The 23,897-nt window shown below is 42.7% G+C and carries 18 protein-coding genes; 11 read left to right on the forward strand and 7 right to left on the reverse strand.

All coding sequences use genetic code 11. The annotated features are described in order from the left end of the window. Positions 1–4 precede the first annotated feature (4 nt). Together selD and ABKW31_RS07670 are read left to right on the forward strand one after the other, a co-directional pair. A complete protein-coding gene (selD, locus tag ABKW31_RS07665) occupies positions 5–2,149 on the forward strand; it encodes a selenide, water dikinase SelD (RefSeq protein WP_348615737.1) in 2,145 nt (714 codons plus the stop codon). A 238-nt stretch (positions 2,150–2,387) separates the two neighbouring features. Beyond that, positions 2,388–2,846, forward strand: coding sequence for a hypothetical protein (locus ABKW31_RS07670; RefSeq protein WP_348615738.1), 459 nt, complete (start codon positions 2,388–2,390; stop codon positions 2,844–2,846). A 24-nt stretch (positions 2,847–2,870) separates the two neighbouring features. Here the strand turns inward: ABKW31_RS07670 and ABKW31_RS07675 are convergent, their stop codons facing one another. After that, positions 2,871–5,126: an EAL domain-containing protein gene (locus ABKW31_RS07675; protein WP_348615739.1), complete on the reverse strand. Its 2,256-nt coding sequence runs from the start codon at positions 5,124–5,126 to the stop codon at positions 2,871–2,873. Continuing rightward, on the reverse strand, positions 5,126–8,107 hold the full coding sequence (locus ABKW31_RS07680; RefSeq protein WP_348615740.1) for a chemotaxis protein CheB: 2,982 nt from the start codon (positions 8,105–8,107) through the stop codon (positions 5,126–5,128). The genes ABKW31_RS07675 and ABKW31_RS07680 overlap by 1 nt, the downstream gene beginning before the upstream one ends. Positions 8,108–8,573: 466 nt before the next feature. On the opposite strand from ABKW31_RS07680, the gene ABKW31_RS07685 reads away from it, so the two are divergent. Continuing rightward, entirely contained in the window at positions 8,574–9,614 is a 1,041-nt protein-coding gene (locus tag ABKW31_RS07685; RefSeq protein ID WP_348615741.1) for an MBL fold metallo-hydrolase, read from the forward strand. A gap of 122 nt (positions 9,615–9,736) precedes the next feature. Here ABKW31_RS07685 and ABKW31_RS07690 read toward each other — a convergent pair whose 3' ends face one another. Both ABKW31_RS07690 and ABKW31_RS07695 read right to left on the reverse strand, forming a co-directional pair. Next, positions 9,737–10,522: a gamma-glutamyl-gamma-aminobutyrate hydrolase family protein gene (locus ABKW31_RS07690; protein ID WP_348615742.1), complete on the reverse strand. Its 786-nt coding sequence runs from the start codon at positions 10,520–10,522 to the stop codon at positions 9,737–9,739. Between the two features lie 237 nt (positions 10,523–10,759). Further along, positions 10,760–11,935, reverse strand: coding sequence for an aminotransferase class I/II-fold pyridoxal phosphate-dependent enzyme (locus ABKW31_RS07695; protein ID WP_348615743.1), 1,176 nt, complete (start codon positions 11,933–11,935; stop codon positions 10,760–10,762). A 412-nt stretch (positions 11,936–12,347) separates the two neighbouring features. Between ABKW31_RS07695 and ABKW31_RS07700 the strand changes: the two genes are divergently transcribed. The 4 genes from ABKW31_RS07700 to ABKW31_RS07715 all read left to right on the forward strand — a co-directional run bounded on the left by ABKW31_RS07700 (position 12,348) and on the right by ABKW31_RS07715 (position 14,720). Continuing rightward, positions 12,348–12,953, forward strand: coding sequence for a class I SAM-dependent methyltransferase (locus tag ABKW31_RS07700; protein WP_348615744.1), 606 nt, complete (start codon positions 12,348–12,350; stop codon positions 12,951–12,953). A 170-nt stretch (positions 12,954–13,123) separates the two neighbouring features. Continuing rightward, positions 13,124–13,684: a class I SAM-dependent methyltransferase gene (locus tag ABKW31_RS07705; protein ID WP_348615746.1), complete on the forward strand. Its 561-nt coding sequence runs from the start codon at positions 13,124–13,126 to the stop codon at positions 13,682–13,684. Between the two features lie 302 nt (positions 13,685–13,986). Further along, positions 13,987–14,247 carry a DUF5062 family protein gene (locus ABKW31_RS07710; RefSeq protein ID WP_348615747.1) on the forward strand — a complete coding sequence of 87 codons (261 nt, stop codon included), beginning with the start codon at positions 13,987–13,989 and terminating at the stop codon, positions 14,245–14,247. Between the two features lie 182 nt (positions 14,248–14,429). Next, positions 14,430–14,720 carry a hypothetical protein gene (locus ABKW31_RS07715; protein WP_348615748.1) on the forward strand — a complete coding sequence of 97 codons (291 nt, stop codon included), beginning with the start codon at positions 14,430–14,432 and terminating at the stop codon, positions 14,718–14,720. 189 nt (positions 14,721–14,909) lie between these two features. Here ABKW31_RS07715 and ABKW31_RS07720 read toward each other — a convergent pair whose 3' ends face one another. Next, positions 14,910–16,430 carry an AMP-binding protein gene (locus tag ABKW31_RS07720; protein WP_348615749.1) on the reverse strand — a complete coding sequence of 507 codons (1,521 nt, stop codon included), beginning with the start codon at positions 16,428–16,430 and terminating at the stop codon, positions 14,910–14,912. 328 nt (positions 16,431–16,758) lie between these two features. After that, positions 16,759–17,025 carry a DksA/TraR family C4-type zinc finger protein gene (locus ABKW31_RS07725; RefSeq protein WP_348615750.1) on the reverse strand — a complete coding sequence of 89 codons (267 nt, stop codon included), beginning with the start codon at positions 17,023–17,025 and terminating at the stop codon, positions 16,759–16,761. A 473-nt stretch (positions 17,026–17,498) separates the two neighbouring features. Between ABKW31_RS07725 and ABKW31_RS07730 the strand changes: the two genes are divergently transcribed. The 3 genes from ABKW31_RS07730 (at position 17,499) to ABKW31_RS07740 (ending at position 20,662) form a co-directional block, all read left to right on the forward strand. Next, positions 17,499–18,545 (forward strand): NAD(P)-dependent alcohol dehydrogenase, encoded by a 1,047-nt coding sequence (locus ABKW31_RS07730; protein WP_348615751.1) that lies wholly within the window; start codon positions 17,499–17,501, stop codon positions 18,543–18,545. A 77-nt stretch (positions 18,546–18,622) separates the two neighbouring features. Continuing rightward, the gene (locus ABKW31_RS07735) at positions 18,623–19,651 is read left to right on the forward strand and encodes an NADP-dependent oxidoreductase (protein ID WP_348615752.1); all 1,029 of its coding nucleotides are present in this window, start codon (positions 18,623–18,625) and stop codon (positions 19,649–19,651) included. 381 nt (positions 19,652–20,032) lie between these two features. Beyond that, a complete protein-coding gene (locus ABKW31_RS07740) occupies positions 20,033–20,662 on the forward strand; it encodes a 3'-5' exonuclease (RefSeq protein WP_348615753.1) in 630 nt (209 codons plus the stop codon). Between the two features lie 18 nt (positions 20,663–20,680). Here ABKW31_RS07740 and ABKW31_RS07745 read toward each other — a convergent pair whose 3' ends face one another. Further along, positions 20,681–21,385, reverse strand: a complete 705-nt coding sequence (locus tag ABKW31_RS07745) for a glutathione S-transferase (protein ID WP_348615754.1) — start codon at positions 21,383–21,385, stop codon at positions 20,681–20,683. A gap of 166 nt (positions 21,386–21,551) precedes the next feature. On the opposite strand from ABKW31_RS07745, the gene ABKW31_RS07750 reads away from it, so the two are divergent. Beyond that, on the forward strand, positions 21,552–23,870 hold the full coding sequence (locus tag ABKW31_RS07750; protein WP_348615755.1) for a peptidase U32 family protein: 2,319 nt from the start codon (positions 21,552–21,554) through the stop codon (positions 23,868–23,870). The last annotated feature ends 27 nt before the right edge of the window (positions 23,871–23,897 follow it).

The following is a 23,897-nucleotide window of genomic DNA, read 5'->3' on the forward strand; positions in this document are numbered from 1 at the left end:
CTTCTTGAACGAAAGAGACCTGGTATTTATTGGCGGCGGCCATACCCATGTATTAGTGCTAAGAATGTTAGCGATGAAGCCCATCCCCAATGTGCGGCTCACCCTTATCTCAGACTCTTGTCTTACCCCCTACTCTGGAATGCTACCGGGTTTTATTAGTGGACATTATTCCAAAGCACAAACTCATATTGACTTGAATAAACTGACTCGAGTCGCTCAAGTTCGTTTTATTCATGGCAGTGTTATCGGCCTTGATCTTGAACGTAAACGGATTCAAATAGAAAACCACCCTGATATTGAATACGACAAAGTATCAATCGATGTCGGTTCGACGCCTAATCTAACCCTGCCCGGTGCTAAAGAATTTGCGGTTGGAGTGAAACCAATTAGCCAGTTAACTGCTGCGTGGGCGGAATTGCTCGCTCATGATTATCACGGCAAGACGCCCCATTGGGCGATTGTTGGAGCTGGGGCTGCAGGTGTGGAAATAACACTGGCGATTGCTCACCGGTTTGCAGAACAACATAAACCTATTCAGTTATCGTTGGTGCAGTCAGGCTCAGACTTACTGGCAGGTTACCAGAGCGGTGTGCAAAAGCGCGTCCGCAGTGCGCTAAAACATCAAAAGGTAAACTTGGTGAATAATTTTAGGGTGGCTAAAGTTGAGCAACATCAGTTAGTCGCAGACGACAAACAAACCATGAGCATTGATAAATCGATTTGGTGCACCCCAGCCACGGCACCCAGCTGGCCCAAAAAAGCCGGGCTGGCAACCGACTCTCAAGGTTTTATTGAAGTAAATGCCTACCTGCAAAGCATCTCTCATCCTGATGTTTTTGCTGCCGGTGATGTCGCCTGTATGACCTTTTCCCCCCGGCCTAAGGCAGGTGTTTATGCGGTGCGTTCAGCGCCTTTTTTAGAAAAAAACTTACGGGCTGTTCTTACCCACAAAGCATTCACCACAACCAAATTACAAAGTGGGTTTCTATCTCTTATTTCGCTGGGCGCTCGCAATGCTGTTGGGCAAAAATGGGGCTTCAGTTTTTCTGGTAAGTGGGTCTGGCGCTGGAAAGACCACATCGATTTAAGTTTTATGAATTTGTTTCAACAAGATTTACCGAATATGCCCAGTGATATGGATGAAGCCATGCATTGCGCCGGTTGCGGCAGCAAACTTGGTCCGCAATTACTCGAAGACTCGCTCAAAGGCTTGCCCATTTACGAGCAAACAAACTTAGCAATTAACTTATCTAAAGCCGAAGACGCTGCACTTGCCATTTACAACCAAGAGCACAGCGTATTTCAGAGTATCGATGGCTTTCGCGCCTTTACTGATGATCTCTATCGTTTTGGCATTGTGACTACTCATCATGCGCTAAATGACTTGTACGCCATGGGTATTCAAGCTACCAGTGCACAAGTCTGGGCCAATATTGCTTTCGCCCACCCTCGCTTGAGTAAGCGTGACTTTCAGCAGTTGATGAGTGGCATAAGCGAAACACTCATTAATCACCAAACTACTCTGGTTGGTGGTCACAGCACTGAAGGCAAAGAAACGCACCTGGCCATTGTGGTCAACGGCCAACAGCGTGACGTGTGGCCTAAAAACAACCTCAAAGCTGGCGATTGGCTATTACTAAATAGACCCCTAGGCTCAGGCATCATTTTAGCCGCTGACATGCAAGGTAAGGCCGATGCAGAAATTGTTGAGCAACTTTGGCAACATTTACTGACTTCTAACCGCGCTTTTTTCCAAGTACTGCGCAAGCATGACATTCATGCAGCAACCGACGTCAGCGGTTTTGGCTTAGTTGGTCACTGCCTAGAAATGGTCGACAACTCAGACCTCCAAATAAACATCAACAGCCATAAAGTGCCCTTACTTGCTGGCGCACTAGCACTGTCGCAGTCGGGTATTGCCTCAAGTTTACTTCCTCAGTTATTGCCCCTAAAAAACCGCTGCACTGTGAGTAAAACCGCAAACATGCAAGTCATTGATTTATTCTTTGACCCGCAAACCAACGGCGGCCTATTGGTATCAGTATCGCCAGAGGTGGGGGCACAACTGGCAAATATTAAAGGCGTCATCAAGATTGGCGAAGTTACACCTCGTAAAGATGGTAGTGACAAAGAAGTCGTTATTTATTAAAACAAAAAGGGCCTGAATGATAACGCAGCGTAAATCAATGTCTGTGCCCCTCAAGAAAATAACAAAAGAGTATGTCGTCGACACAAATGAGTGTTCTACTGGATAACGTTATGGTAATTCCTTTACAAAGTATAAGTAGTGATATTGCTGTATTGTTGTCGTTTCGACAAACTGGTGAGACTGTCCTCAACCTTTATAGATGGCTCAAAAATAATTTTACGTATTATTGGGGGATATAATGAATCATCAAAAAACGTCTTTAATAAGAAAAATCTTTGCAAAAATACTCACCGTGATCTTTTTTGGATTGGCGGTTGTGATTGTTTGTTCTCTACTTTTCAACGTGGTAGAAGGATTATTGAGCAAAGAAAATGTCACACAAGTATTTTTAGGGAGTATAAATACGGGCATTATCGCACTGGCTGTTTTTGAGTTAGCCTTTATTATAAATAAAGAATATTCGGGCTCTATTGAAAACGATGACAAGGATGCTATCTCTAGCTTACGAGAAACACTTCCTAGGTTTATCGGAACGGTTTGCGTGGCTTTATCCCTTGAAGGCTTGATTATGGTTATTAAATATAGTCAATTAGATTTAGCTGGTAATTTATACTATCCAGTCGCAATCATTATGAGTACGGCATTTCTTTTAACCGCATTAGGTCTTTTCATTTACTTAACAGATAAACGCAGTTAAAGAATACTGGGTAGAAAGAGCTATCTAAGCGCCAGATTTTTTGTAACTCGTTTGATTGTTCGTCAAGGTTTCAAGTAAAGCTTCAAACTCTTCAATCGGCAAAGGTTTACCAAATAGATAGCCTTGATAATCCGAGCATCCCTCGGTCAATAATCGTTGTTGTTGCTCTTTTGTTTCTACACCTTCGGCAATAACATTCAATCCCAAACTATGTGCCATAGCAATAATGGTACGAACAATGGCTTGGTCATTGCTATTGCTAACAAGATCATCGACAAATGTTTTGTCGATTTTTAGTTGATATAGCGGTAATTGTTTAAGATATTGCAATGATGAATAGCCAGTTCCAAAATCATCCAGTGAGAATTGAACACCAATATCTGCCAATACCTTCATTTTAGTAATGATGTCTTCTATATCATCTTGTAATACGCTTTCGGTTAATTCTAACTTAAGATACTTAGGATTAATTTTATGCTGTTCGATGCTCTCTATAACTTGCGTGATGAAATTAGACTGACCAAGTTGCTTAGCACTGACGTTAACCGATAAGGTCAGATCACGAGTGCGCACATCTTGTTGCCAAACATTAAGTTGAGCGCAGGCGCTATCGAGCACCCACTGACCGATTGTCAAAATAGTCCCATTTTGTTCCGCAAGTGGAATAAAATCTAAAGGCGGAATTAAGCCTCGCTCTGGGTGGATCCAACGGATTAAGACTTCTGCGCCAATGGTGTGTAAAGCACTATCCACCTGTATTTGGTAATACAATTGAAATTGCTGTAGCTCTATCGCTTGATTTAATTCTTGTTCAAGTTCTGCACGGGCTGTGATGGTTGACTGCATGCGAGGATCGAAGAAACGCAGTACCTTACGTCCATCAGCTTTTGCCTGATACATAGCGATGTCAGCTTGCTTTAAAAGCTCTTCTGCTTCAGATTCATGGGCGCTAAATAGGGTAATACCAATACTGGTACTACTGGTGTACTTATTTCCGGTAAGTTGATGAGGTTTGTTAATCGAAGTCAAAATTTTGTTGGCAATATCTTCTGCTTGAGTGGCGGCTTGGATCGGCAGTGAGCTTAGACCTTCTAATAATATAACAAACTCATCACCACCAAAACGAGAAACGGTATCTTCTTCACGTATACATTCTTTCAGACGCACTGCAACTTGCTGTAATAAAAGGTCACCCATATCATGGCCTAAGGTGTCATTAAGTGTCTTAAAGTGATCAATATCAAGAAAGAGTAAAGCGCATAAATTTCCAGTTCGCTTGCTCGTTGCCATAGCATGTTTAATGCGGTCAAGCATCAGCCGACGATTAGCCAAACCTGTAAGCGGATCGTAAAAAGCTAAATACTCAATTTCTCGTTCGGAATTTTTACTTAGAGTAGTGTCAGTAAACGTCCCCACATAATTAGTCACCCTGCCGTCTGGATTTTTTACCGCGGTAATGGTGAGTTTTTCGGGATGAATTTCACCATTTTTACGCTTATTCCAAACTTCACCTTCCCAGTAGTTGGAGGCAATTATTTTGCGCCACATTTCGTCATAAAAAATTTTCTCATGTTTGCCCGAAGATAAAATGCGAGGATCCTTACCTAGGACTTCTTCTGCGCTATAGCCAGTAATGGTTGTAAATGCTTTATTGACCCGAATTAGCATATTATCATCATCAGTTATCATCATACCTTCTTGTGATTCAAAGGCGGTGGCAGCGATTCGCAGTTCCTTCTCGCTCTGCTTGCGCAGGGAGATATCACTTAAGGTGAAGCATCCCCCTAATGGCTTACCCACACAATCAAGATTTGCCTGAAACACAGTACCATCTCCCCGTAGCATGGATAATTCGATGCTGTTGACCTTAGACATTTTATTAAAAACCATAAAATGACGAACCCATCTGTCTTGATCTGCTGCAACAACCAGCTTACGTAAGCTTTTGTTAATTAACTTACTGCGCTCTTGCCCCAGCAAAGTGACACCGGTAAGGTTTATTTGGGTGATCAGACCCTTTTCACTGAGCGTGATATAGCCAACGGGAGCGAACTCATACAGCTCAATATAGCTGTCCCGCGACTCTTCCAATGCCTGCTGTGTTTGATGCAAGGCTTCGTTCTGCATTTCCAGTTCGAGTTGATGTACGTGCAATTCGTGCAGTACTTCGGCAATAGGCCGAACCATGATGTCAGGTGGTAGGCTAGCGACCAACTGCACTTCGGCGGCAGCCCGCAATTTATTGTCAGCTCGCTTCTTATCAAAATTATCTTTTTTCATCACGAGTCCTTTATTTCTATGTCCACCATCGCCAATAGAATTAACTCAGTATCGCCCAGCGAACTTTTAATACGACGAGCGTTGAGCACCATGCGACGTTTGCCCAACTCAGGAAAATCATGCTCCACCACAAAACCTTCTATGGTTTGCCTCTGAGGTAGGATTTCTTCAAGCAGTTCGCGCAAAGACGGGATGTTCCATTGGCCGTTACCCAGGTCATAGATTTTATTTCCTATGGTTTGTTCTGTCGTCACCATGAAATATTGTAAGAATGTTCTGCTGGCTCTGATGACCTGCAAGTCGCTATCTAACACAACAAGGGGTTCGACAACAGTATTGACGATGCCCTCAGTTAATTGTTGCACTAGTTCGAGTTCAGCTAATTTGATGGTGGTTTTACGCAAAATGTCGATGTCAGTTAAAGAGATGACCAAGCCTTCGATTGCATTATCCATGGTGCGATAGGGCTGTATGCGTGCCAGATAATAAACTCCACCATGGGTTTGAACTTCGATTTCTTGGGGAACCAGTGTTTTCAGCACAGTATTAAGTTCTGCTAACAAGTTTCCCTCTTGTAAATTGGAGGTGATGTCGCCCAGCGGCCGCCCTACATCAGTGGCAATTAGCCGATAGGCTTTCACAGCCTCCCGTGTGAAACTACGAATATTCAGCTCGTAGTCCATAAACACAATGCCTGTGGTGATGTTGTCCATCAAATTTTTTAGGTCGTTTTGCGACATGCTTAATTGCTCTACCTTATTGCTTAACTCATTGTTAACCGTGATAGTTTCTTCATTAAGCGATTGCAGCTCTTCTTTAGACATCTCTAATTCTTCATTTGTGGATTGCAGTTCTTCGTTAGTAGACTGTAATTCCTCATTCGCCGATTTAAGCTCTTCGTTGGTCGCCTGCATTTCCTCGATAGTGGCTTGCTGATTTTCACGCGCGTAGATTAAATCACCTTCTAGTTGTTCGTTGCGCAGATGCTCTTCTGAGCTTGTAATTGGCTTACCGCGCCTCCGTTTGGCCTCTGACTGACCAACCACGTCGTGAAAGCTGACCAATAACAAAGAATCATCGTTATTGGGTTCACTTACAGGCAAAGTCAGTCGACGCACACTAAACTGAGCCTTAGTATGGCCCCCTTTAGTGTTGATGCTTACCTCTTTGTTCATGGTAACTTCGCCTCGCATAGCTGCTTGCAGTGCGGTACGCAGTGGCAGTTGCAATCCAGCGCGCGCCATGTCGACCATATGGGTAGTCACTGGGCCAGATGGGGTGAAAAAATAGGGACTGATGTCGCCGTGAACGTAAAGAATATTACCCCGAATATCGGTAGTGACGGAGGCAGGGGCGTAGGACTGCAACAAGATCCGATTGGTTATAGTCTCAACACTAATAGCTGGCAATTTTGTCGTGGCTATTTTCTGTGGCACTTGGGGAGATTTGTTGGTCATCGCAATACTCTCGAATTGGGTAAGATTGAGTGTGTTCTCAGTTTTTTGTGCTTGGTAAAACTTCCATTTTCGATTGAGCTGTTTGAAAAGATAATGATGATTGGTAATGCTTTCTGAATTAGATAGAAAAAGCACACCGCCAGGATTAAGTGCGAAATGAAAAATGGGGATCAGTCGGTTTTGTTGTTCCTGTTCCAAATAGATCATCAAGTTGCGACAACTGAGTAAATCGAGCTTGGTGAATGGTGGGTCTTTGATAATGCTTTGCACAGCAAACACCACCATCTGGCGGATATTTTTCTTGATCTTATAACCATGACCGTCAAGCGTAAAAAAACGCAGTAGGCGCTCGGGCCCAACATCCAGAGCAATGCCAGCGGAATAACTGCCGCTGCGGGCCGTATTAATAACCTCATCGTCCAAATCTGTGGCGTAGATCTGAACTTTAAGATCTATATGCATTTCATCCATCAATTCGCGTAATACAATGGCAATAGAATAGGCTTCTTCACCACTAGAGCAGCCCGCCACCCAAACACGAAAAACATAGTTTTCCGGCTTGTCTGCCAGCAATTTAGGCAGAATATCTCGTTTGAGCATCACAAAAGCATCAGCATCGCGAAAAAAACTGGTGACGTTGATCAGCATGTCATTAAACAAGGCATGCACTTCATTGGCATTTTGTTTGAGAAAACGAGCATACACAGCGATGTCTGTAATATGGTTCAATGCCATTCGGCGCTCAATCCGGCGACCGATGGTACTCTTTTTATACAAGGAGAAGTCATGGCCCATACTACTGCGGACCAGCAGTAATATCTGGTTGAGGCTACTTAATGTATTAGGCGATAGGATGGGAGGCAGTTTTATTGGTAAGTTTGACTGAAACGAGAGTTTCTGCAACATCGCCGGCATATCTTCCACATTCAGAACATGTGTGGCATATCCCGCATTGATAGCGCTTTGCGGCATGCCATCATACTTGGCGGTGCTCGGTGTTTGTACTATGCAAACACCACCTGCACCGAGTATGGCACGGAGCCCCATAGTGCCATCTGATGCTGTTCCTGAGAGAATGATACCGATGGCTCGCTCAGATTGAGCGTCGGCCAACGAGCGAAAAAAAATGTCAATAGTTAAGTGCAGACTTCGCGCAAGTTCAGTTCTCGATAGTTGTAACACCCCATTAAATAAGGCCATATCATAGGCGGGTGGGATAATATATACGTGATTAGGGGCAACTCGCTCATGATCAACTACTTGGGTGACAAGCATACTGGTAGTACGTTGCAATATTTCGGTAAGCAGACTGTGATGATCGGGAGCTAGGTGCGACACCAATACAAAGGCCATGCCGGTATCTGCCGGACATGCTTTGAAGAAGTTAGAAAATGCTTCTAATCCGCCAGCGGAAGCCCCGATACCAACGATTGGAAAGCTAACGCGAGTCTGTGTTTCACCTTCGGTGACTATAGGTTCAACCGTAGTAGATTCGAAGTTTTGACTGTCTTGTTTTTCGGACATTACCAAAATCAGATTAGCCTAAGATTGCAGCGAGAACATCAAGCATACTCTCTTTACAAAATTAATCAGTAATACAAGAATTTGTTGTGAAGTATTGAGAACTAGGCCATTGAAGAAGATCTGTTGACTAGATTATTGGGTTAAAGTGCAAGACGCCAAGTTCAATTCAAGCGACAAAAAACACTCCTTATTTTGAATGAGATCATGCTCTGGAACACCTGCCGCTGATGCCCTTAACCTCCTTGCTATATATATCCCGAAAACTAGGGGATCAGAGCCGATGAAGAGTAATGACCTGCACTTAACAGGACAGCCACTTTTACGGCGTTCTAGTAAATATCTGACGCTCAAAATCAAGAAATACTTTGGTATTCAAGACACTGATAGTTAATGATTCATCGTTGTGCGTGGTGGTTTGGGCCAAAGTTGATTGTAATACCCCAATTAAAATTATGGAGTGCGCTCAGTGGCAGTCGACTTTATTGATGTAGAGATTCCTGAGCCCGGTCAGTGGCAAGAGGTATCTCCAGGAATTTTGTGGTTACGTATGCCTTTACCATTCGACCTTAATCATATCAATTTATATTTGATTGAAGATTATGATGCTACCAGCAAAACTAAAGGTTACGCGCTGATAGACACTGGCATTGGTTTACCTAAGACACAAGCCTTATGGGATAGCCTGTTAACAAAGATTAATGCGCCGCTGACCAAGGTCATTGTGACGCATTTGCACCCTGATCATATCGGTATGGCTGGGTATTTAGTCGACAAATTTCGCGTTCCCTTTTACATGAGTCATTCTGAATACTTTGTTGCAAGGGCACTTTCTGCTGGCAGCAGAGGTGCATCAGGCTGGCAAGACGATGAATATTTAGTGCGCTGTGGTATGTCAGCAGATTACGTTACCCAAGCAAGCGAAAAACGTAAAAACAATAAAGGAGTAGGCCAAGTTATCCTGCCTATTCCCTTGCAACATGAACGATTGCAAGAAGGTGAAGAAATCAAAATCGGCACTGATCACTGGCAAATCATGATTGGCAGAGGACATTCACCCGAACATGTATGTTTATATAACAAGCAAACCCATGTCTTAATATCCGGCGACCACGTATTACCCATTATTACGCCCAATATAGGGGTGTATAGCACAGAGCCCAATGCCAATCCTTTGAAAATGTATTTAGACACCTTACCGCAGTTTAAAAACTTACCTGAAGACACCCTAGTATTGCCTTCGCATAAACAACCTTTTATTGGTCTGCATAATCGCGTTGATGAGTTAATTGAGCATCACCACGAGCACTTAGAACACTTAAGAGAGTTTTGTAAAGAAGGCAAAACTATCAAGGATTGCTTGCCGGTATTATTTAAACGGGAATTAAATGAGCACAATCTATTTTTTGCCATTGCAGAAGCGTTTTCACACCTAAATTATTTGTATTTTCAGCAAGAAATGCGCCGTGATATTAACGATATTGGCCACTATATATTTAGCACAAAATAGTGGCCTTTCAGGCACTAAGGCCAGCGTCTGTATTGTATTAAACAGCGCTTAAAGTTAAACGCTATTTGAAGTAAACAACAGCACCAGCTTGGGAATATACTCAGATTACATAACTGCCAGTTTTACTCTATTTTACTCAGAGATATCTGCGGGTTTGCCGATTTATTGACTAACCAACTAAAGATCTTGCGCTGTACTGACATATAAAAGAGATATTCAGGATGCCATTGAACACCTAGTACTATGTCACTTCCTTTTTTCTCTATTACCTGATTGATGCCCGATTTTTCTTTCGCTGTAACTTTTAACTCCTCGGCAGGCTCGCCGACTGCTTGAGAATGTATAGCATTTACCTTGATTGGATCATCACCGACTATATCTGCTATCAATGAATCATCTTGAGTATAAATGACTGTCTTGCGGGGGAAAGGGCTGCGTATCCTCATTGTTTTTTTCAACAAAGGCAGTGTGGACTCGTACATTGTCCCACCCAATGTTGCGTTGAGTAGCTGATGTCCTCTACAAATTCCTAATATCGGCTTACCTTGCTCTAATGCAAAATCGATGAATTTCATCTCCATTTCATCTCGCTCTTTATCGTAGGAAGAATTTGACCGCCCGCTGATAAATTCCATCGGATAAAACATATTTTCTTTAAACCGCAGAAAAAGCGAGCGTTTTACGTCTGGAAGCTTTTCCTTCTTGAAATTATTCGGATGAATATCTGAGCCGCCGCCAATAATAATCCCATCATAATTAAGGGAACCGTCGAACTCATCAGGTACAATCCGCACAGGCTTACCACCGGCTAATTTCACACTGAGTGCCGTAAATAACCAAGCTGCGGTGCCACCCTTGTTGGGTCCGGTCACGGCAATGGTAGGTGCTTGAATTGATTTAGAAGACATCTTGACTCTTTTGTTTAGCTATTGGTTTACCACCCTACGCCGCTATGCGCTTAAGTGAAGATTAATTTGATCCTTGAATTTTAGTTCATAACAATTTTTTATTGGGGTAACAATATCGCTATCCTGAAAGTTAAACTTGCTCCTGCTCACTCAATAACATCAATTGACAACATTCCCCCGATAGTTTCGCTAATTTGAGCTAATTTGAGCTCTGCACGATAGTTAAGCCAAGTTCAGTCAGCTATTTAAACGCTGCATAAATAGTGCAAGCCGATGCAAACCTTCTTCCAGTTCAGCTTCAGCAGAAGCGAATGACAAACGCACATATTGATCGCCTTGGTATTCACCAAAGTCGTTGCCGGGTGTGAGAGCCACATGTGCTTCTTGTAAGACCCTTTCACAAAAGGTCATAGCTGAGAGCCCTGTAGAACTGACATCGATATAAACGTAAAAGGCTCCGTCAGGATGAACAGGAACAGCCAATCCACATTTTGCTAATCCAGCCAGTACTAAATTTTTACGGGCAACAAGCGTCGCCCGTCGTGACTCGCACACCGCAATAGAGCTTGGCGTGAAACACTGTAACGCGGCTTTTTGCGCCAACGTAGACGGACAAATATAATAGTTCTGCGCCAATCGTTCCATGACATCCACTGCACGCTCAGGCACCACGCACCATCCTAGTCGCCAACCCGTCATACCAAAATATTTTGAAAAACTATTGATGACTAAGGCCTCATCATCAAAAGATAAGGCACTCATCGGCTGTGAATCGGCTGCGCCATGATGCAAATTAAGATAAATCTCATCGACCATTCGCCACGCCCCTTTGCTACGCGCAAATTGGCACATTGCGGCGAGTTCATCTGGCGCTATAGATGTACCAGTCGGATTAGAGGGAGTCGCGAGCATTAAACCCCGCGTGCCGGCTTGCCAATGTTGTTCAAGCAATCTCCTATTCAATTGAAAACGCGAATCGGCTTGGGTCGGCACTAAGTGCACCTTGCCACCAAAGCTTTTTATAAATTGTTTATTACAGGGGTAAGAGGGGTCCGCCATTATCACTTTGTCGCCTTCATCAACAAAGGCCGCCGCCAGCAGCAATAAGGCAGCCGATGCGCCAGCCGTGACCACAATACGCTGGGGGTCGAGTTCAATTTGATGAGCGGTTTTATAAAAGCCAGCAATGGCAGCACGCAGTTCTGGTAAGCCGAGTGCTGAGGTATAAGGAAGACGCGCATTGCGCGCAAGGTCTTGCATTGCCAACAATACGTCAGGCGGAGCACCAAAATCAGGTTCACCGATGTTCAATTTAACAACATGTTTGCCTTGTGCTTCTAAACGGGCGGCTTTTTCACTAAAAGCCATGGCAAAAAAGGGTGAAATAGCTTGTGCGCGTTGTGAATATTTCAAATGATACAACTCAACTTTATGGCAAAATGATGTTTTCAATAGCCGACTATGTTGCCATTTGTATCGAGCTAGCACATCCTTTAAATACTCTAAAACTAGACATTAAATTGAGTACTTAAAAAACATCAGAAATATAGTAGTCACTTCTGAGGGGAGTTAAGCCGCGTAATTTTTTACTGTTTATCATCTTAGTAAGTAAGCTGCATGGTAACTTTAACTGACAGCAAAATTAAACACTATCCAAGAAAATGCAATTCAACATAGCGATCATTAAACCTGTCGCGAAGCTATTGCGCTATGCGTAGAAAAAAGTAGATTGCAGTGGCGGGATGAAAGTAAAAAATAGCCAACACTTTTCATCGAAAAATCCTTGGAACTTTGATGATCAAACGATGCAACATAACGAGAAATAATGATGAGCAATGATTTTTTCGAACATAAAGCCCATATTTACGATAAAGATAATAACAGAGTGTCAAACATCGAAAACATTGCCAATGCTGTTATCAAAAATGTCAGCCTTAACTCAGCAATGCACTTAATGGATTTTGGCTCAGGCACGGGCTTACTGCTTGAACGCATCGCGCCATTTGTCAAAAAAATTACTGCTGTTGATATTTCAAAATCGATGAATGCACAACTTGAGAAAAAAAGGTCTAGTCTCAGCTGCGAACTGAATATCTTAGAAGTTGACTTAGAATCTAAGGATATACCTATGAAATTTGATGGCATTATCTCTTCCATGACCCTGCATCATGTACAAGATATTGGGGCAATGTTCGTTAAATTTCACGCTATGTTAAATGATGACGGCGTAATCGCTATTGCTGATCTTGACAAGGAAGATGGCAGCTTCCATACAGAAGACACAGGTGTCTACCATTTTGGTTTTGGCCGAGACGCGATTGCTACTGTTGCAAAGCAGGCAGGTTTCCGCGATGTTGAAGTCATGGATGCAAGTATTATGCGCAGACCACACGGGGCTTTTCCGTTATTTTTACTAAGCGCAAAGAAATAGCAAAGTATCAACTTTTCCACATTGTGTTCACCCAATAATGATATGCGGTAAGCGATATCCAATAAGCTAAGTATTTAGATCCCAAATTATAGAGGGCCATACCTTTGAGTTTTTATGAAAACAACATTCTTCCGCACATTATAAATTGTGCATGTTCGTCACGCGCAATCATGGCATTGAGGGAAAAAGTGGTTCCCTTAGCTTATGGCAATGTACTAGAAGTAGGTATGGGCTCTGCAGTTAATATGGCTTTATACGATCCTGCTAAGGTAAATATGGTGTGGGGGCTGGAGCCCTCTGTTGGAATGCGTAAAAAGGCGCTTAAAAATTTAGCTAAATCATCTATCCACGTTGAGTGGCTGAGTCTGCCTGGTGAAAAAATCCCTCTCGATAATAACTCGGTTGATTCAGTCGTATTAACTTATACCCTTTGTACTATTCCTGATTGGCGCGCAGCAATGCAGCAAATACACAGAGTGTTAAAAACCGACGGGAAAATTCTTTTTTGTGAACATGGACAAGCGCCAGATCATTCAGTTAAAAAATGGCAAAATCGTCTCAACAGTATGTGGGGCAATTGTTTTGGTGGCTGTAATTTAAATAGGCCTATGATTGAAAATATACAAAGCAGTGGCTTCACTATTGATTGGGTTGAAAGTAGCTATATAAAAGGCACACCCAAGTTTGCATCTTATATTAGTGTTGGCGTAGCCGCTAAAAATACGAAATAGCCAAATAATGAGTTTGCCCAAGCGTAAATTGTGATGCGCTGTTTTAGTAGTGACTCTGTAAAGGATGTTATCGGGCAGAGCTGAGCAGCAAAAAAACAAAACAAAGTTAGCAAGCAAGACAATTGCAAAGGTTTTTCCCAAGTGGCGAGAGACTTTGGATGTGCACCTTATCAATTTTTCTGACGACGTTATTGCCCCTCGAAACTATCGGGATCACCTATCATTCAGGCCGATTGTCTATCTTAATTAGCTAAATTGGTACATAGTTTATCCTTCGAACCGACCAATTGAATTGTTGATGAATGAAAAAAATTAAAAATGAAACGGCCCTGCTTAAAAAAGCGATTGCAGTCGCTGAGCACTATGCTAAAACCCGAGGCTACAAAGGTTTTTCACCTACTGACTCTGTCAAACAAAAAGTGGAGAGCTTGTATCGACTTTTAGTACATGACAAATTGATTACTCCCTTACCAGAAAACAAGGAAGACTTAGCCAGTTTAAAACATCGCTTAGTCGTGTGGATCATGAAACAGTTACCCGCTGATCATGAGTTATTAAAATAGTGCAAAGCGCTTAAACTGCCTGCGGGGCAGGTTCATTGAAAAATAAAAGTGTGGAATAAATGACAAGTGTTCCCTTGGTAAATCTTTTCAAATGATTATCAAAGGATACTTAACAATACTCCCTTACTTGTCGATACATGTATTATCCAATATTCGTTGCCGTCTTTAATGAGGTCGCATTAATGTTAAAGTACATGTTTAGAAGTTTTATTATCGCAACATCGCTGCTTTCATTTGATGCTATCTCTGCGGGTGAGCCTATCTGCCGTCGTTTTGCCTGTGCCACCTTCTCGATTAATACCTATGGTATCACCGAGGTTGTTTTTACCTCTCTCACCTCACAAGAGCTAGATTGTTGGGTTAAAGTGCAAGACGCTCCAGTTAAATTCAAGCTACAAAGAACATCCCGTATTTACAGTGCAGGATTTGGCTTTTCATATTCGCAATTTTTGTGGCGCTGTGATTTGCCTTAACCCACCCAAAAAATATTGGGCGCAGACCAAAGATAAATCTGTTTTGGCAGCAACTAATTTCCGTCCCCGCAGTTAAAAATACCAAGGCCTGACTGTTAGTCACTTTATTTAACCCCAGCCAGATTAATCAATAGAAGATCTTATCGGTTAATCTGTATTGGATTAATAACACTCGTTTATTCTATGCCATCAAGCGTAAGCTTTTTTCAATCGGTGTTTAAATATTTTACCACTGTCTTCGCGGGGCAATGACGGATGCAGATCTAATTTTTTTGGCCATTTAAAACGGGCTAATTTGCCTTCCATAAAAGCGTCGACCTGCTCAATGGACAGTGTTTCGCCCGGAGCACACTGCACAGCAGCAATGACCATTTCACCAAATTCAGCATGAGGCGCGCCAAAGATGGCACAATCGAGTACTTGGGGCATTTCTACCAGCACAGCTTCGATCTCAGCGGGAAAGATATTGGCCCCGCCCGAAATGATCATGTCTTTTTTGCGATCATTAATAAACAGAAATCCATCTTCATCTAAATAGCCCACATCACCCAAGGTGGTGTGGTCTTGATAATGCAAACCCTCAATATTACCTTGGGTATTGGTATATTTGAACGGACCGAACATAGGCAGGTATACATATATTAAACCCGATTGCCCTGTTGGCAGTGGCTGCAAAAGATCATCGAGGATTTTTATCGAACCACCCGGAATAACCTTACCTACCGAGCCCGGTTTTTCAATCGACTCGTTAGACGAAATAAGGGTCATAAAGCCCAATTCGCTGGCACCGTAAGATTCAAAAAAGATCGGGCCAAACCATTCTATCATCCCTTGTTTAACCTCCACAGGCCAGGCCGAACCCGTCGATAGCGCATAACGTAAACTAGACATGTCATACTTATTACGCACATCGAGTGGCAATTTGAGTAAGCGGATCATCATCGTTGGCACAATATAGGTATGAGTGATTTTGTGCTCTTGAACATCGGCCAGAAAACGCTCAGGGTCAAATTTCGCTTCAATAAAAACCTCTACATCTCCGGCAGCTAGGCAGCTTAATGTCAGTGCGTGTGGCGCACTATGATAAAGAGGAGCTGCAATATAAAAACGGTCGCCCCTGTTAAGTTGCAGTAAATTTTTAGCTAGACCAGCAAAAACGGTATAAGGATCTGGTCTTTGTTCATCGTATTCACGCTTAATGCCCTTAGGCTGGCCAGTACTGCCTGAGGTATATGAAAACATGCCTCTAAAGCGCAAAGGTTCAGAATCAATAAGCGGACTATCATCCAGCAGTGCGTTTAGATCTTCCCATTCATAAGCTTGCGTCTTGTCTATACTTTTTTTGACTGGGTAACGTTCTATTATTGTTGCTGGCGTAGCAAAGACTAAAGCAGAAATACCAGCCGGAAGAGGTTCAACAAAGGCCGCTAATAGGTCGCTGTGCGCAATTAAAATCTTCGCTCCACTGTCGATAAGTATGGGCATCAGCTCGGTTTGTGTGCTGTGCCAGTTCAGATTGACATAATACACCCCTGCATAGCGACAAGCTTCGACCACCTCAAACAATGCAGTGTCATTTCTCAGTAAAACCGCTATTACGTCTCCTGTTTTGACGCCTTTACTCTGGAAAATATAGGCTAACTTTTTGGCTCGCTCGAGCATATCGTCACGTTTGACTTGTGTTCCACTTAAATAGAAATGTCCTGTCATCCAATATCTCCTTAACTTAAACATATTTAATAAAACATGTTCAATTCAGCACCATAGTCATTCGAGAATACCTTATGGCGAGGTCAGTGATGCATCAGAAATATAAATGACGTTCTATTTTTGTGATGAATAGGGATTTAATAAATACAATCTAGGTGGCTTATTTAAGACGATGTCTGCAAGATAAGTCTTGCAACAAAATACCTAATGTTTTTGTGCTGCGTGTTAACAACGGTCAAGCAAAGGCATAACAAAAAGGGCTTGAGCGCAAGTATACTTGCCATTTCTCGGGTGAACTTAAAGCACCTTCGCTTAATTGCAGTAGTCTTTATCTTAGTTGACTGTCTTTACTGCCTCGTCGATTAATAGTCGATTGTGCCACTTTTTGTTTCTCTGATGCTGATTGACAGTTTATGCACAGTTGCACACCAGGCACTGCGACACGCCGCGCTTCGGGAATGGGGGCAGCGCACTGTTCGCAGTAAAAAGCACTTTGCCCTTGCGGTATTTGACTTTTTGCCCTTGCCACAGCTTCGTCAACACTCGCGTCTATCTGCTCTTGCACCGCTCCATCTTTTGCCCAACCGCCCGCCATCTTAATCTCCAAAAATGAAATAGCCTTTATAGCAACATGCTAAATTCACACCGTTTTTTAGTACAGGGTCAAATTCATATGCAACAGGACAAAGGCCGACGCACTCTGTGTAGTGTCGACTTCGACTAAATAAATCGACACCAAATGTCCCTACGTTTTTCTCAGTGAGTTAAGTAAGGCTTACAAAACCCCTTGAAAACATTTCATCTTTTACACCAAGTGTTACTGGACAAGCCGATTAATATTTATGTCTATCAGTATGTTAACCTTGTGGCACGACATTCGGATACTAAGAGAGTTAGTCTCACCTGAGCCGCTAGATAGAAGTGGCGTTGCTGCTTTTGTATCTAACTGGCAGCGCGGATAGTCAAACGCATTTTTTATATCGGGTTAATTACTATGTCATACATTGTGGCAATCATCACAATTTGCGGTAATTCGTTTATTTTTAATAAGAACTCCAAGGAGTATCAATGTCTACAATTTCAGCTTATGCAGCCAAGTCTAACGATGGAAAAATGCAGCCGCATTCAATTGAAAGACGCGATGTACAATCAAACGACGTACTGATAGAAATTTTACATTGTGGCGTATGCCACAGTGATTTGCATGCCATCAAGAATGATTGGGGCAATTCACAATATCCCCTAGTACCTGGCCACGAAATTATTGGTGTAGTCAAAAAAGTAGGCAGTAAGGTGTCAAAGTATAAAGAAGGGGACACTGTGGGCGTTGGCTGTTTAGTCGACTCATGTTTGAGCTGTGAAGCGTGCGACGAGCACTTAGAACAACATTGCCTGCAACGACCCACTATGACCTACAACAGCATAACCGAAGATCCCGGCGGTCTTACTTACGGCGGCTATTCAAAACGTATTGTTGTGCGTGAAGAGTTTGTACTAAAAATACCTGAAAACCTTGATAAGGCTGGGGCCGCGCCACTTTTGTGTGCCGGTATTACCACCTACTCCCCTCTTCATCAATATGGGGTTAAGCAGGGTATGACGGTGGGCATAATTGGCCTAGGAGGGCTCGGTCATATGGGCATCAAGCTGTCTGCTGCAATGGGGGCTCACACCGTCATGATTACCACCTCAGAAGGCAAAGCCAAAGATGCCAAAGACTTAGGTGCCGACGAAGTATTAATTTCGAGCAACAAAGACGATATGAAAAAATGGGCAAGCAAATTCGATTTTTTGCTCAATACCATTCCCGTTGGCCACGATCTCAATCCCTATTTAAAGCTACTGAAATACAATAAGACCATGTGTCTGGTTGGCGCAATTGAGCCCCTCGATAGTGTTAACGGTGCAATGTTAGTGACTGGGCGAAAAGCGGTTGCGGGTTCCTTCATTGGTGGACTGCAAGAAACCCAAGAAATGCTCGATTTTTGCGGTGAGCACAACGTTGTTGCAACAGTCGAATCGATTAAGATGAGCGATATCAATGATGCATTTACACGAATGGAAAAAAATGATGTGCGCTACAGATTTGTCATCGATATGGCAAGTCTAGACTAATAGACATTTATCAGAGGTGCTTTAGCATGGACTTGCACTTTAGCACCTCAGTAATTTATCACTATTTGGAGAATTCTATGACAGTAATGTCTCGCCAACTAATACTTGCTTCGCGTCCAATCGGCGTGCCAAGCAAAGAAAACTTTGAGCTGAAAAAAGTTAACCTAGCCGACTTAAAAGAGGGTGAGGTTTTACTTCGAACAATATATTTGTCGCTTGACCCCTACATGCGCGGACGCATGAGTGATGCAGAGTCTTATGCCGAGCCTGTCAAAGTGGGCGATGTCATGATCGGTGCGACTGTATGCCAAGTCGAAAAGTCAAAAAACCCTAAGTTTGCTGAAGGTGAATGGGTACTTGCTCATACAGGCTGGCAAGACTATGCCATTTCTAGCGGAGAAGGCCTTACGCAACTTGGTAAAAATCCGAGTAAGCCTTCATACGCCTTAGGTATTCTGGGGATGCCAGGGTTTACTGCCTACATGGGTTTACTTGATATTGGCGCACCAAAAGCAGGTGAAACTGTAGTTGTTGCTGCCGCGACTGGCCCAGTAGGCGCCACGGTTGGCCAAATTGCCAAGCTAAAAGGCTGTAAGGTTGTGGGCGTGGCTGGCGGCAGTGAAAAGTGCCAATACGCCCTTGAAAAACTAGGGTTTGACGCCTGTATTGACCACAAAGCCGACGATTTTGCAGAACAGCTCAAACAAGCCTGTAATAATGGTATTGATGTTTATTTCGAAAATGTAGGCGGCAAAGTATTTGATGCTGTAATGCCTCTACTGAATTCTTGTGCTCGCATCCCAGTATGTGGATTAGTCTCACAATACAATGCCACCAGCTTACCCGACGGACCCGACCGCATGTTTATGTTAATGGGCCAATTACTCAGAAAACGCATCAAAATGCAGGGTTTTATAATTTTTGAAGATTACGGCGCTCATTACGCCGATTTCAGCAAAGAGATGCAAAAATGGTTGCAAGAAGGCAAGATCAGTTATCGTGAGCATATGGTTGAAGGTATCGAAAATACCATCGACGCGTTTAACGACATGTTGAGCGGTAAAAACTTTGGTAAAACCGTAGTCAAGATTAACAGCCCACTTTAAGCATACTTGGCAGCCATTCTCCCCCCAGAGGACGGCTGCTTTTATACTTACTGCCTATAAGTGCCTATTAGGACATCCATGTTAGTGATTAAACTGTAAGCATCTTGGACTCAGTTGTTCCTGCCTATTTGGACATCCATGTTAGTACTGCCTGCTTATCAGGACACCCATGTTAGTGATTAAACATGAAGCATCGTGGACTTAATTATTCTCAATGCTATGTGTGTTTTTGTGTTTAAGATTAGTTTTGGGCTTCGGGGAATTTTTACACTTACCCAATGAATAAACCGGTAAGTTAGTAATAGGGACAGTTTAATTTTAACCTAAGCCCACCGCATTTTTGTTAACATATAGTCCTCACACCACACAGGTATTTTTTTGATGACGCAACACTGCGCTGACTCTCTTATTGTGCTCGATTTTGAAACCACAGGACTCTCTCCCGATATGGGTGATAGAGCCATCGAAATAGGTGCTGTTCGCCTTGAAAAGGGTGAAGTAGTTGAGCGTTTTCAGGCTCTGATGAATCCAGGCCAGCGGGTCAGTAGTTTTATTGAAAATTACACCGGAATCACAAATAAGATGTTAAGCAAAGCGGCTCCCTGTGATGAAGTCATGGATGAGTTTGCTCACTTTATGGGTAACAGTAACCTTGTTGCGCATAATGCGTCTTTTGATAAACGATTTTTGGATGCAGAATTACGTCGTATCTCTCGACCCTATAGTGGTACTTTTGCTTGCTCTTTATTGGTGGCCAGACGTTTATATCAACACGCCCCTAATCACAAACTCGGTTCGCTCATCGCCTACAAAAACATTCCATCACAGGGAGGCTTTCACAGAGCCTTATTTGACTCAGAAATGACCTCAAAATTATGGATGGCCATGCTACAAGATATTGCCCAACAAACAACGGGAGCAGACGTGCCATTTGCATTAATTCAAAAGCTCTCTAAAACCCCAAAAAATGCGGTAAATACGTTATTGGCTTCACTGGCTCAAAAAGTTTGAAATCAGAACAAGGTTAACTTAAATATCACCAAACTTTATCACCGCCTGTTCTGGCGACCATAAGGGATATTTAGCCATGACTTTGGTAAACATTGGGCTTTGTAAGTATTGATTAAGCCAACGTTTGACCTCGGGATAATGTGACTGCAAATACCACTGGCGTTCTATCCTTGCAAACTGTCGAATAAAAGGTAGCAGGGCCAAATCAGCCAGACTTTCATTTTCATCAAACATATACCTGTGCTTGCTCAGGCGCTGCTCTAAGTTTTGAATGTAAACTTCACAGGCTTGTCTGCAGTCATCAAGGTTTGTTTCATGATAACGTTTGGCGCATTTATAGGCCTCTAAACAAGTTTTAAACTCATCATCGAATAGAGAAATCAGGCGCAGAATGCCGGTTAGTTTTGTTGATGATTCAAGCTCACTTGAAGCTGTGTGGCTTTTTAAAACCTGTGTTCGTAATAAATTAAATGGATCGCTTTGAGCTAAAGCCCAGAGCATGATCTCGAGACTCTCATCCAGTACATCAGCATTAACACCTTTGTTAGCACTTAACACCAATACAGGTACCGTTGCTTTAGGCGATGCCGCAAGCATCGCTGCGGGCTTGTTTTTAAGCACAATGTCACGTAACTCAACGACTTGTTTAGATTTGTAGATGGCCAGGCGCGCTCTCATTGCATAAGGGCAATTTCGCAAAGAGTACAAAATAGGTAAGGTCATAGATTTGTATTCGCCTTGGTCTGGGTTAATTTAAAACCAGAGCCTGTTGCTCGTTACTGTATTGACTGATCTTAGCGGTATTCAGAGAAGGATTACACGTGTAAAATCCATCGCGCAAATAATCTTGAACGATTACAGATATAGTCCTTGGCAATAAGTTGAATAAATGAATCCTAAAATTGAATTGTTAGCACCTGGCGGTGATGTTGACGCGATCAAAGCGGCCATTATAGCCGGCGCTGACGCAGTATATTGTGGCTTAGATACCTTTAACGCCCGTAACCGCGCGTCAAACCTCTCCTTTGAGGAGCTTGTTGGCGTCATTCGTTTAGCGCATCAATATCAATGCCAAATATTTTTAACCCTGAACATCGTGATTTTAGAACGTGAATTTAAATCCCTGAGCAATCTGCTCAGTAGACTGGTGAATACCACTTTAGATGGCGTAATTGTGCAAGATATCGGCATGTTTTACATTCTGAAAAAGCACTTCCCGACACTTGATATTCACGCATCAACTCAGTTAACTACGCATAACATCGGGCAAATTCCCTTTCTTAAACGACTTGGGGCATCTCGGGTTAACTTATCGCGTGAATTAAACCTCAATGAAATAACTGAGATGGCAGTCGCTGGCCATAAACATAATGTCTTAACTGAAGTCTTTGTGCATGGCTCACTTTGTGTTGCGTTTTCGGGCTTATGTTACTCAACATCGGCCAGTGTGGGTAATTCAGGTAATCGCGGACGTTGCAGTCAAGCGTGTCGTGAAGAGTATGAAACCACACCAACAGGCAATAAATTCCCATTAAACATAAAAGATAATTCGGCCTTTTTTGATTTACCTGCACTGATTAATGCAGGTGTGCATTCGTTTAAAATTGAAGGGCGGATCAAAGGCGCAAGCTACGTTCACACAGTAGTTGATAGCTTTAGAAAACAGATTGATGGTTTTATGAGTACGGGCAAGTTAACGCAAGACGGTGAGCGTTTATATAAAGTGTTTAATCGTGATTTTACGAACGCTTTTTTACGTGGTGACTTAAACCAGTCAATGTTTATAGAAAACCCACGTGATAACTCTAAAAACCATGCTATTGCCTCCAGTAAGGCGATTTCGATTGTGCAAATTCACCAGGTTGAACAAAACTTAAATAATGAAAAAGACCAAATTAGCGCATCAGTCTTTGAAAAAATCAAACATTTGAGTATTGCAAAACCGCTGCTTAGTTTGGTTTTTTCTGGCAAAGATGGGCAGCCGCTGACGATCACCGTAACAACACAAGAAGCATCGTCCTTGGCTTCGTCTGCTGAAACAACGAGCAAGACCTTTGTTGTGCAATCAGATGACTTACTGTCTAAAAATGATAAAGACCCTCTAGACCACGCGACGATCAATAAGCGCTTTAAAAGCTTAAACAATGCCGCTTTTATTTTGACTTTTCTCAATACCGAGCAACTAGCTGACAACGTGAGTTTACCCTTCAAAGCGCTTGCCTGGTTAAAAAATGAAGTGGCCCGCTGCTTAAACAGTGGTCAGAAAGTACTGCCTGAAGTCTTATTACCCAAACTCACACATCACGCAAAATTACCGCCTAAAAAAGCCAATACACGGGCTAATTTGTCCTTCCTAATTTGTGATGAAGCTGATGTTAAGTTGACTGATGCAAGTGATGCGGACATCTACTTTAAACTGCCTGATGCCTACAAACGAGGTTGCACTAAATATGTCGACTTTCTGCTCAATAACCCTCGATTGATCCCTTGGTTTCCATCAGTGTTAATTGGCAAAGACTACGTTGTCGCACTAAATATTTTGGAACAAGTGAAGCCAAAACTTATCGTGACCAATAACACCGGCATTGCCCATCGCGCTTACGAGCTTGGCATAGAGTGGATTGCGGGCCCGTTTTTAAACACCACCAATACTTATGCATTGCTTGCTATGCAAGAAGGGCTTAATTGCAGCGGCGCGTTTATCTCTAACGAAATTAATAAGCTGCAAATTAAAAACATAGCTCGACCAAAGAATTTCAAGTTGCTGTACAGCATTTATCACCCTATTTTATTAATGGTCAGCAGACAGTGTTTCTTTCAACAAAGTGTTGGCTGTGAAAAGCCCCGTATAGATAATGGCTGCATGCTGTCGTGCGATAAATCCACCAGCATCACCAATCTAAAAGGTGATTCTTTTGCCATTGATAAACAAAAAGCGGGTTACCCCAGCATCTATAACCAAGACCAATTCTTGAATACCGAAATCATTGACGACCTGGCCGATTTGTTCGATGAATTTATGATTGATCTAACCAATATTGGCGCTGGAGATAAACAATCACCCGACAAAGCCCTACTTATAAGCCAATTTGAGCAATTGCTAAGTTGCGATTCAAGCAGGGGCAGCGAGTTAGGTGCTGTGCTTAATAATACACTCAAAACCATGGTGCCAGAATCCACCAATATTCAATACCATAATGGTTTATAACGGGCTAAACATATCGGGGCAGAACAG

The organism is Paraglaciecola sp. 25GB23A, from assembly GCF_040012495.1.
In the GTDB taxonomy this organism is placed as follows: domain Bacteria; phylum Pseudomonadota; class Gammaproteobacteria; order Enterobacterales; family Alteromonadaceae; genus Paraglaciecola.

Coding starts and splice junctions, on each gene's coding strand:
- ABKW31_RS07670 (WP_348615738.1), top strand. CDS start 2,388: ATGAATCATCAAAAAACGTCTTTAATAAGAAAAATCTTTGCAAAAATA.
- ABKW31_RS07675 (WP_348615739.1), bottom strand. CDS start 5,126: ATGAAAAAAGATAATTTTGATAAGAAGCGAGCTGACAATAAATTGCGG.
- ABKW31_RS07680 (WP_348615740.1), bottom strand. CDS start 8,107: ATGTCCGAAAAACAAGACAGTCAAAACTTCGAATCTACTACGGTTGAA.
- ABKW31_RS07690 (WP_348615742.1), bottom strand. CDS start 10,522: ATGTCTTCTAAATCAATTCAAGCACCTACCATTGCCGTGACCGGACCC.
- ABKW31_RS07700 (WP_348615744.1), top strand. CDS start 12,348: ATGATGAGCAATGATTTTTTCGAACATAAAGCCCATATTTACGATAAA.
- ABKW31_RS07705 (WP_348615746.1), top strand. CDS start 13,124: ATGGCATTGAGGGAAAAAGTGGTTCCCTTAGCTTATGGCAATGTACTA.
- ABKW31_RS07710 (WP_348615747.1), top strand. CDS start 13,987: ATGAAAAAAATTAAAAATGAAACGGCCCTGCTTAAAAAAGCGATTGCA.
- ABKW31_RS07715 (WP_348615748.1), top strand. CDS start 14,430: ATGTTAAAGTACATGTTTAGAAGTTTTATTATCGCAACATCGCTGCTT.
- ABKW31_RS07720 (WP_348615749.1), bottom strand. CDS start 16,430: ATGACAGGACATTTCTATTTAAGTGGAACACAAGTCAAACGTGACGAT.
- ABKW31_RS07725 (WP_348615750.1), bottom strand. CDS start 17,025: ATGGCGGGCGGTTGGGCAAAAGATGGAGCGGTGCAAGAGCAGATAGAC.
- ABKW31_RS07730 (WP_348615751.1), top strand. CDS start 17,499: ATGTCTACAATTTCAGCTTATGCAGCCAAGTCTAACGATGGAAAAATG.
- ABKW31_RS07735 (WP_348615752.1), top strand. CDS start 18,623: ATGACAGTAATGTCTCGCCAACTAATACTTGCTTCGCGTCCAATCGGC.
- ABKW31_RS07740 (WP_348615753.1), top strand. CDS start 20,033: ATGACGCAACACTGCGCTGACTCTCTTATTGTGCTCGATTTTGAAACC.
- ABKW31_RS07745 (WP_348615754.1), bottom strand. CDS start 21,385: ATGACCTTACCTATTTTGTACTCTTTGCGAAATTGCCCTTATGCAATG.
- ABKW31_RS07750 (WP_348615755.1), top strand. CDS start 21,552: ATGAATCCTAAAATTGAATTGTTAGCACCTGGCGGTGATGTTGACGCG.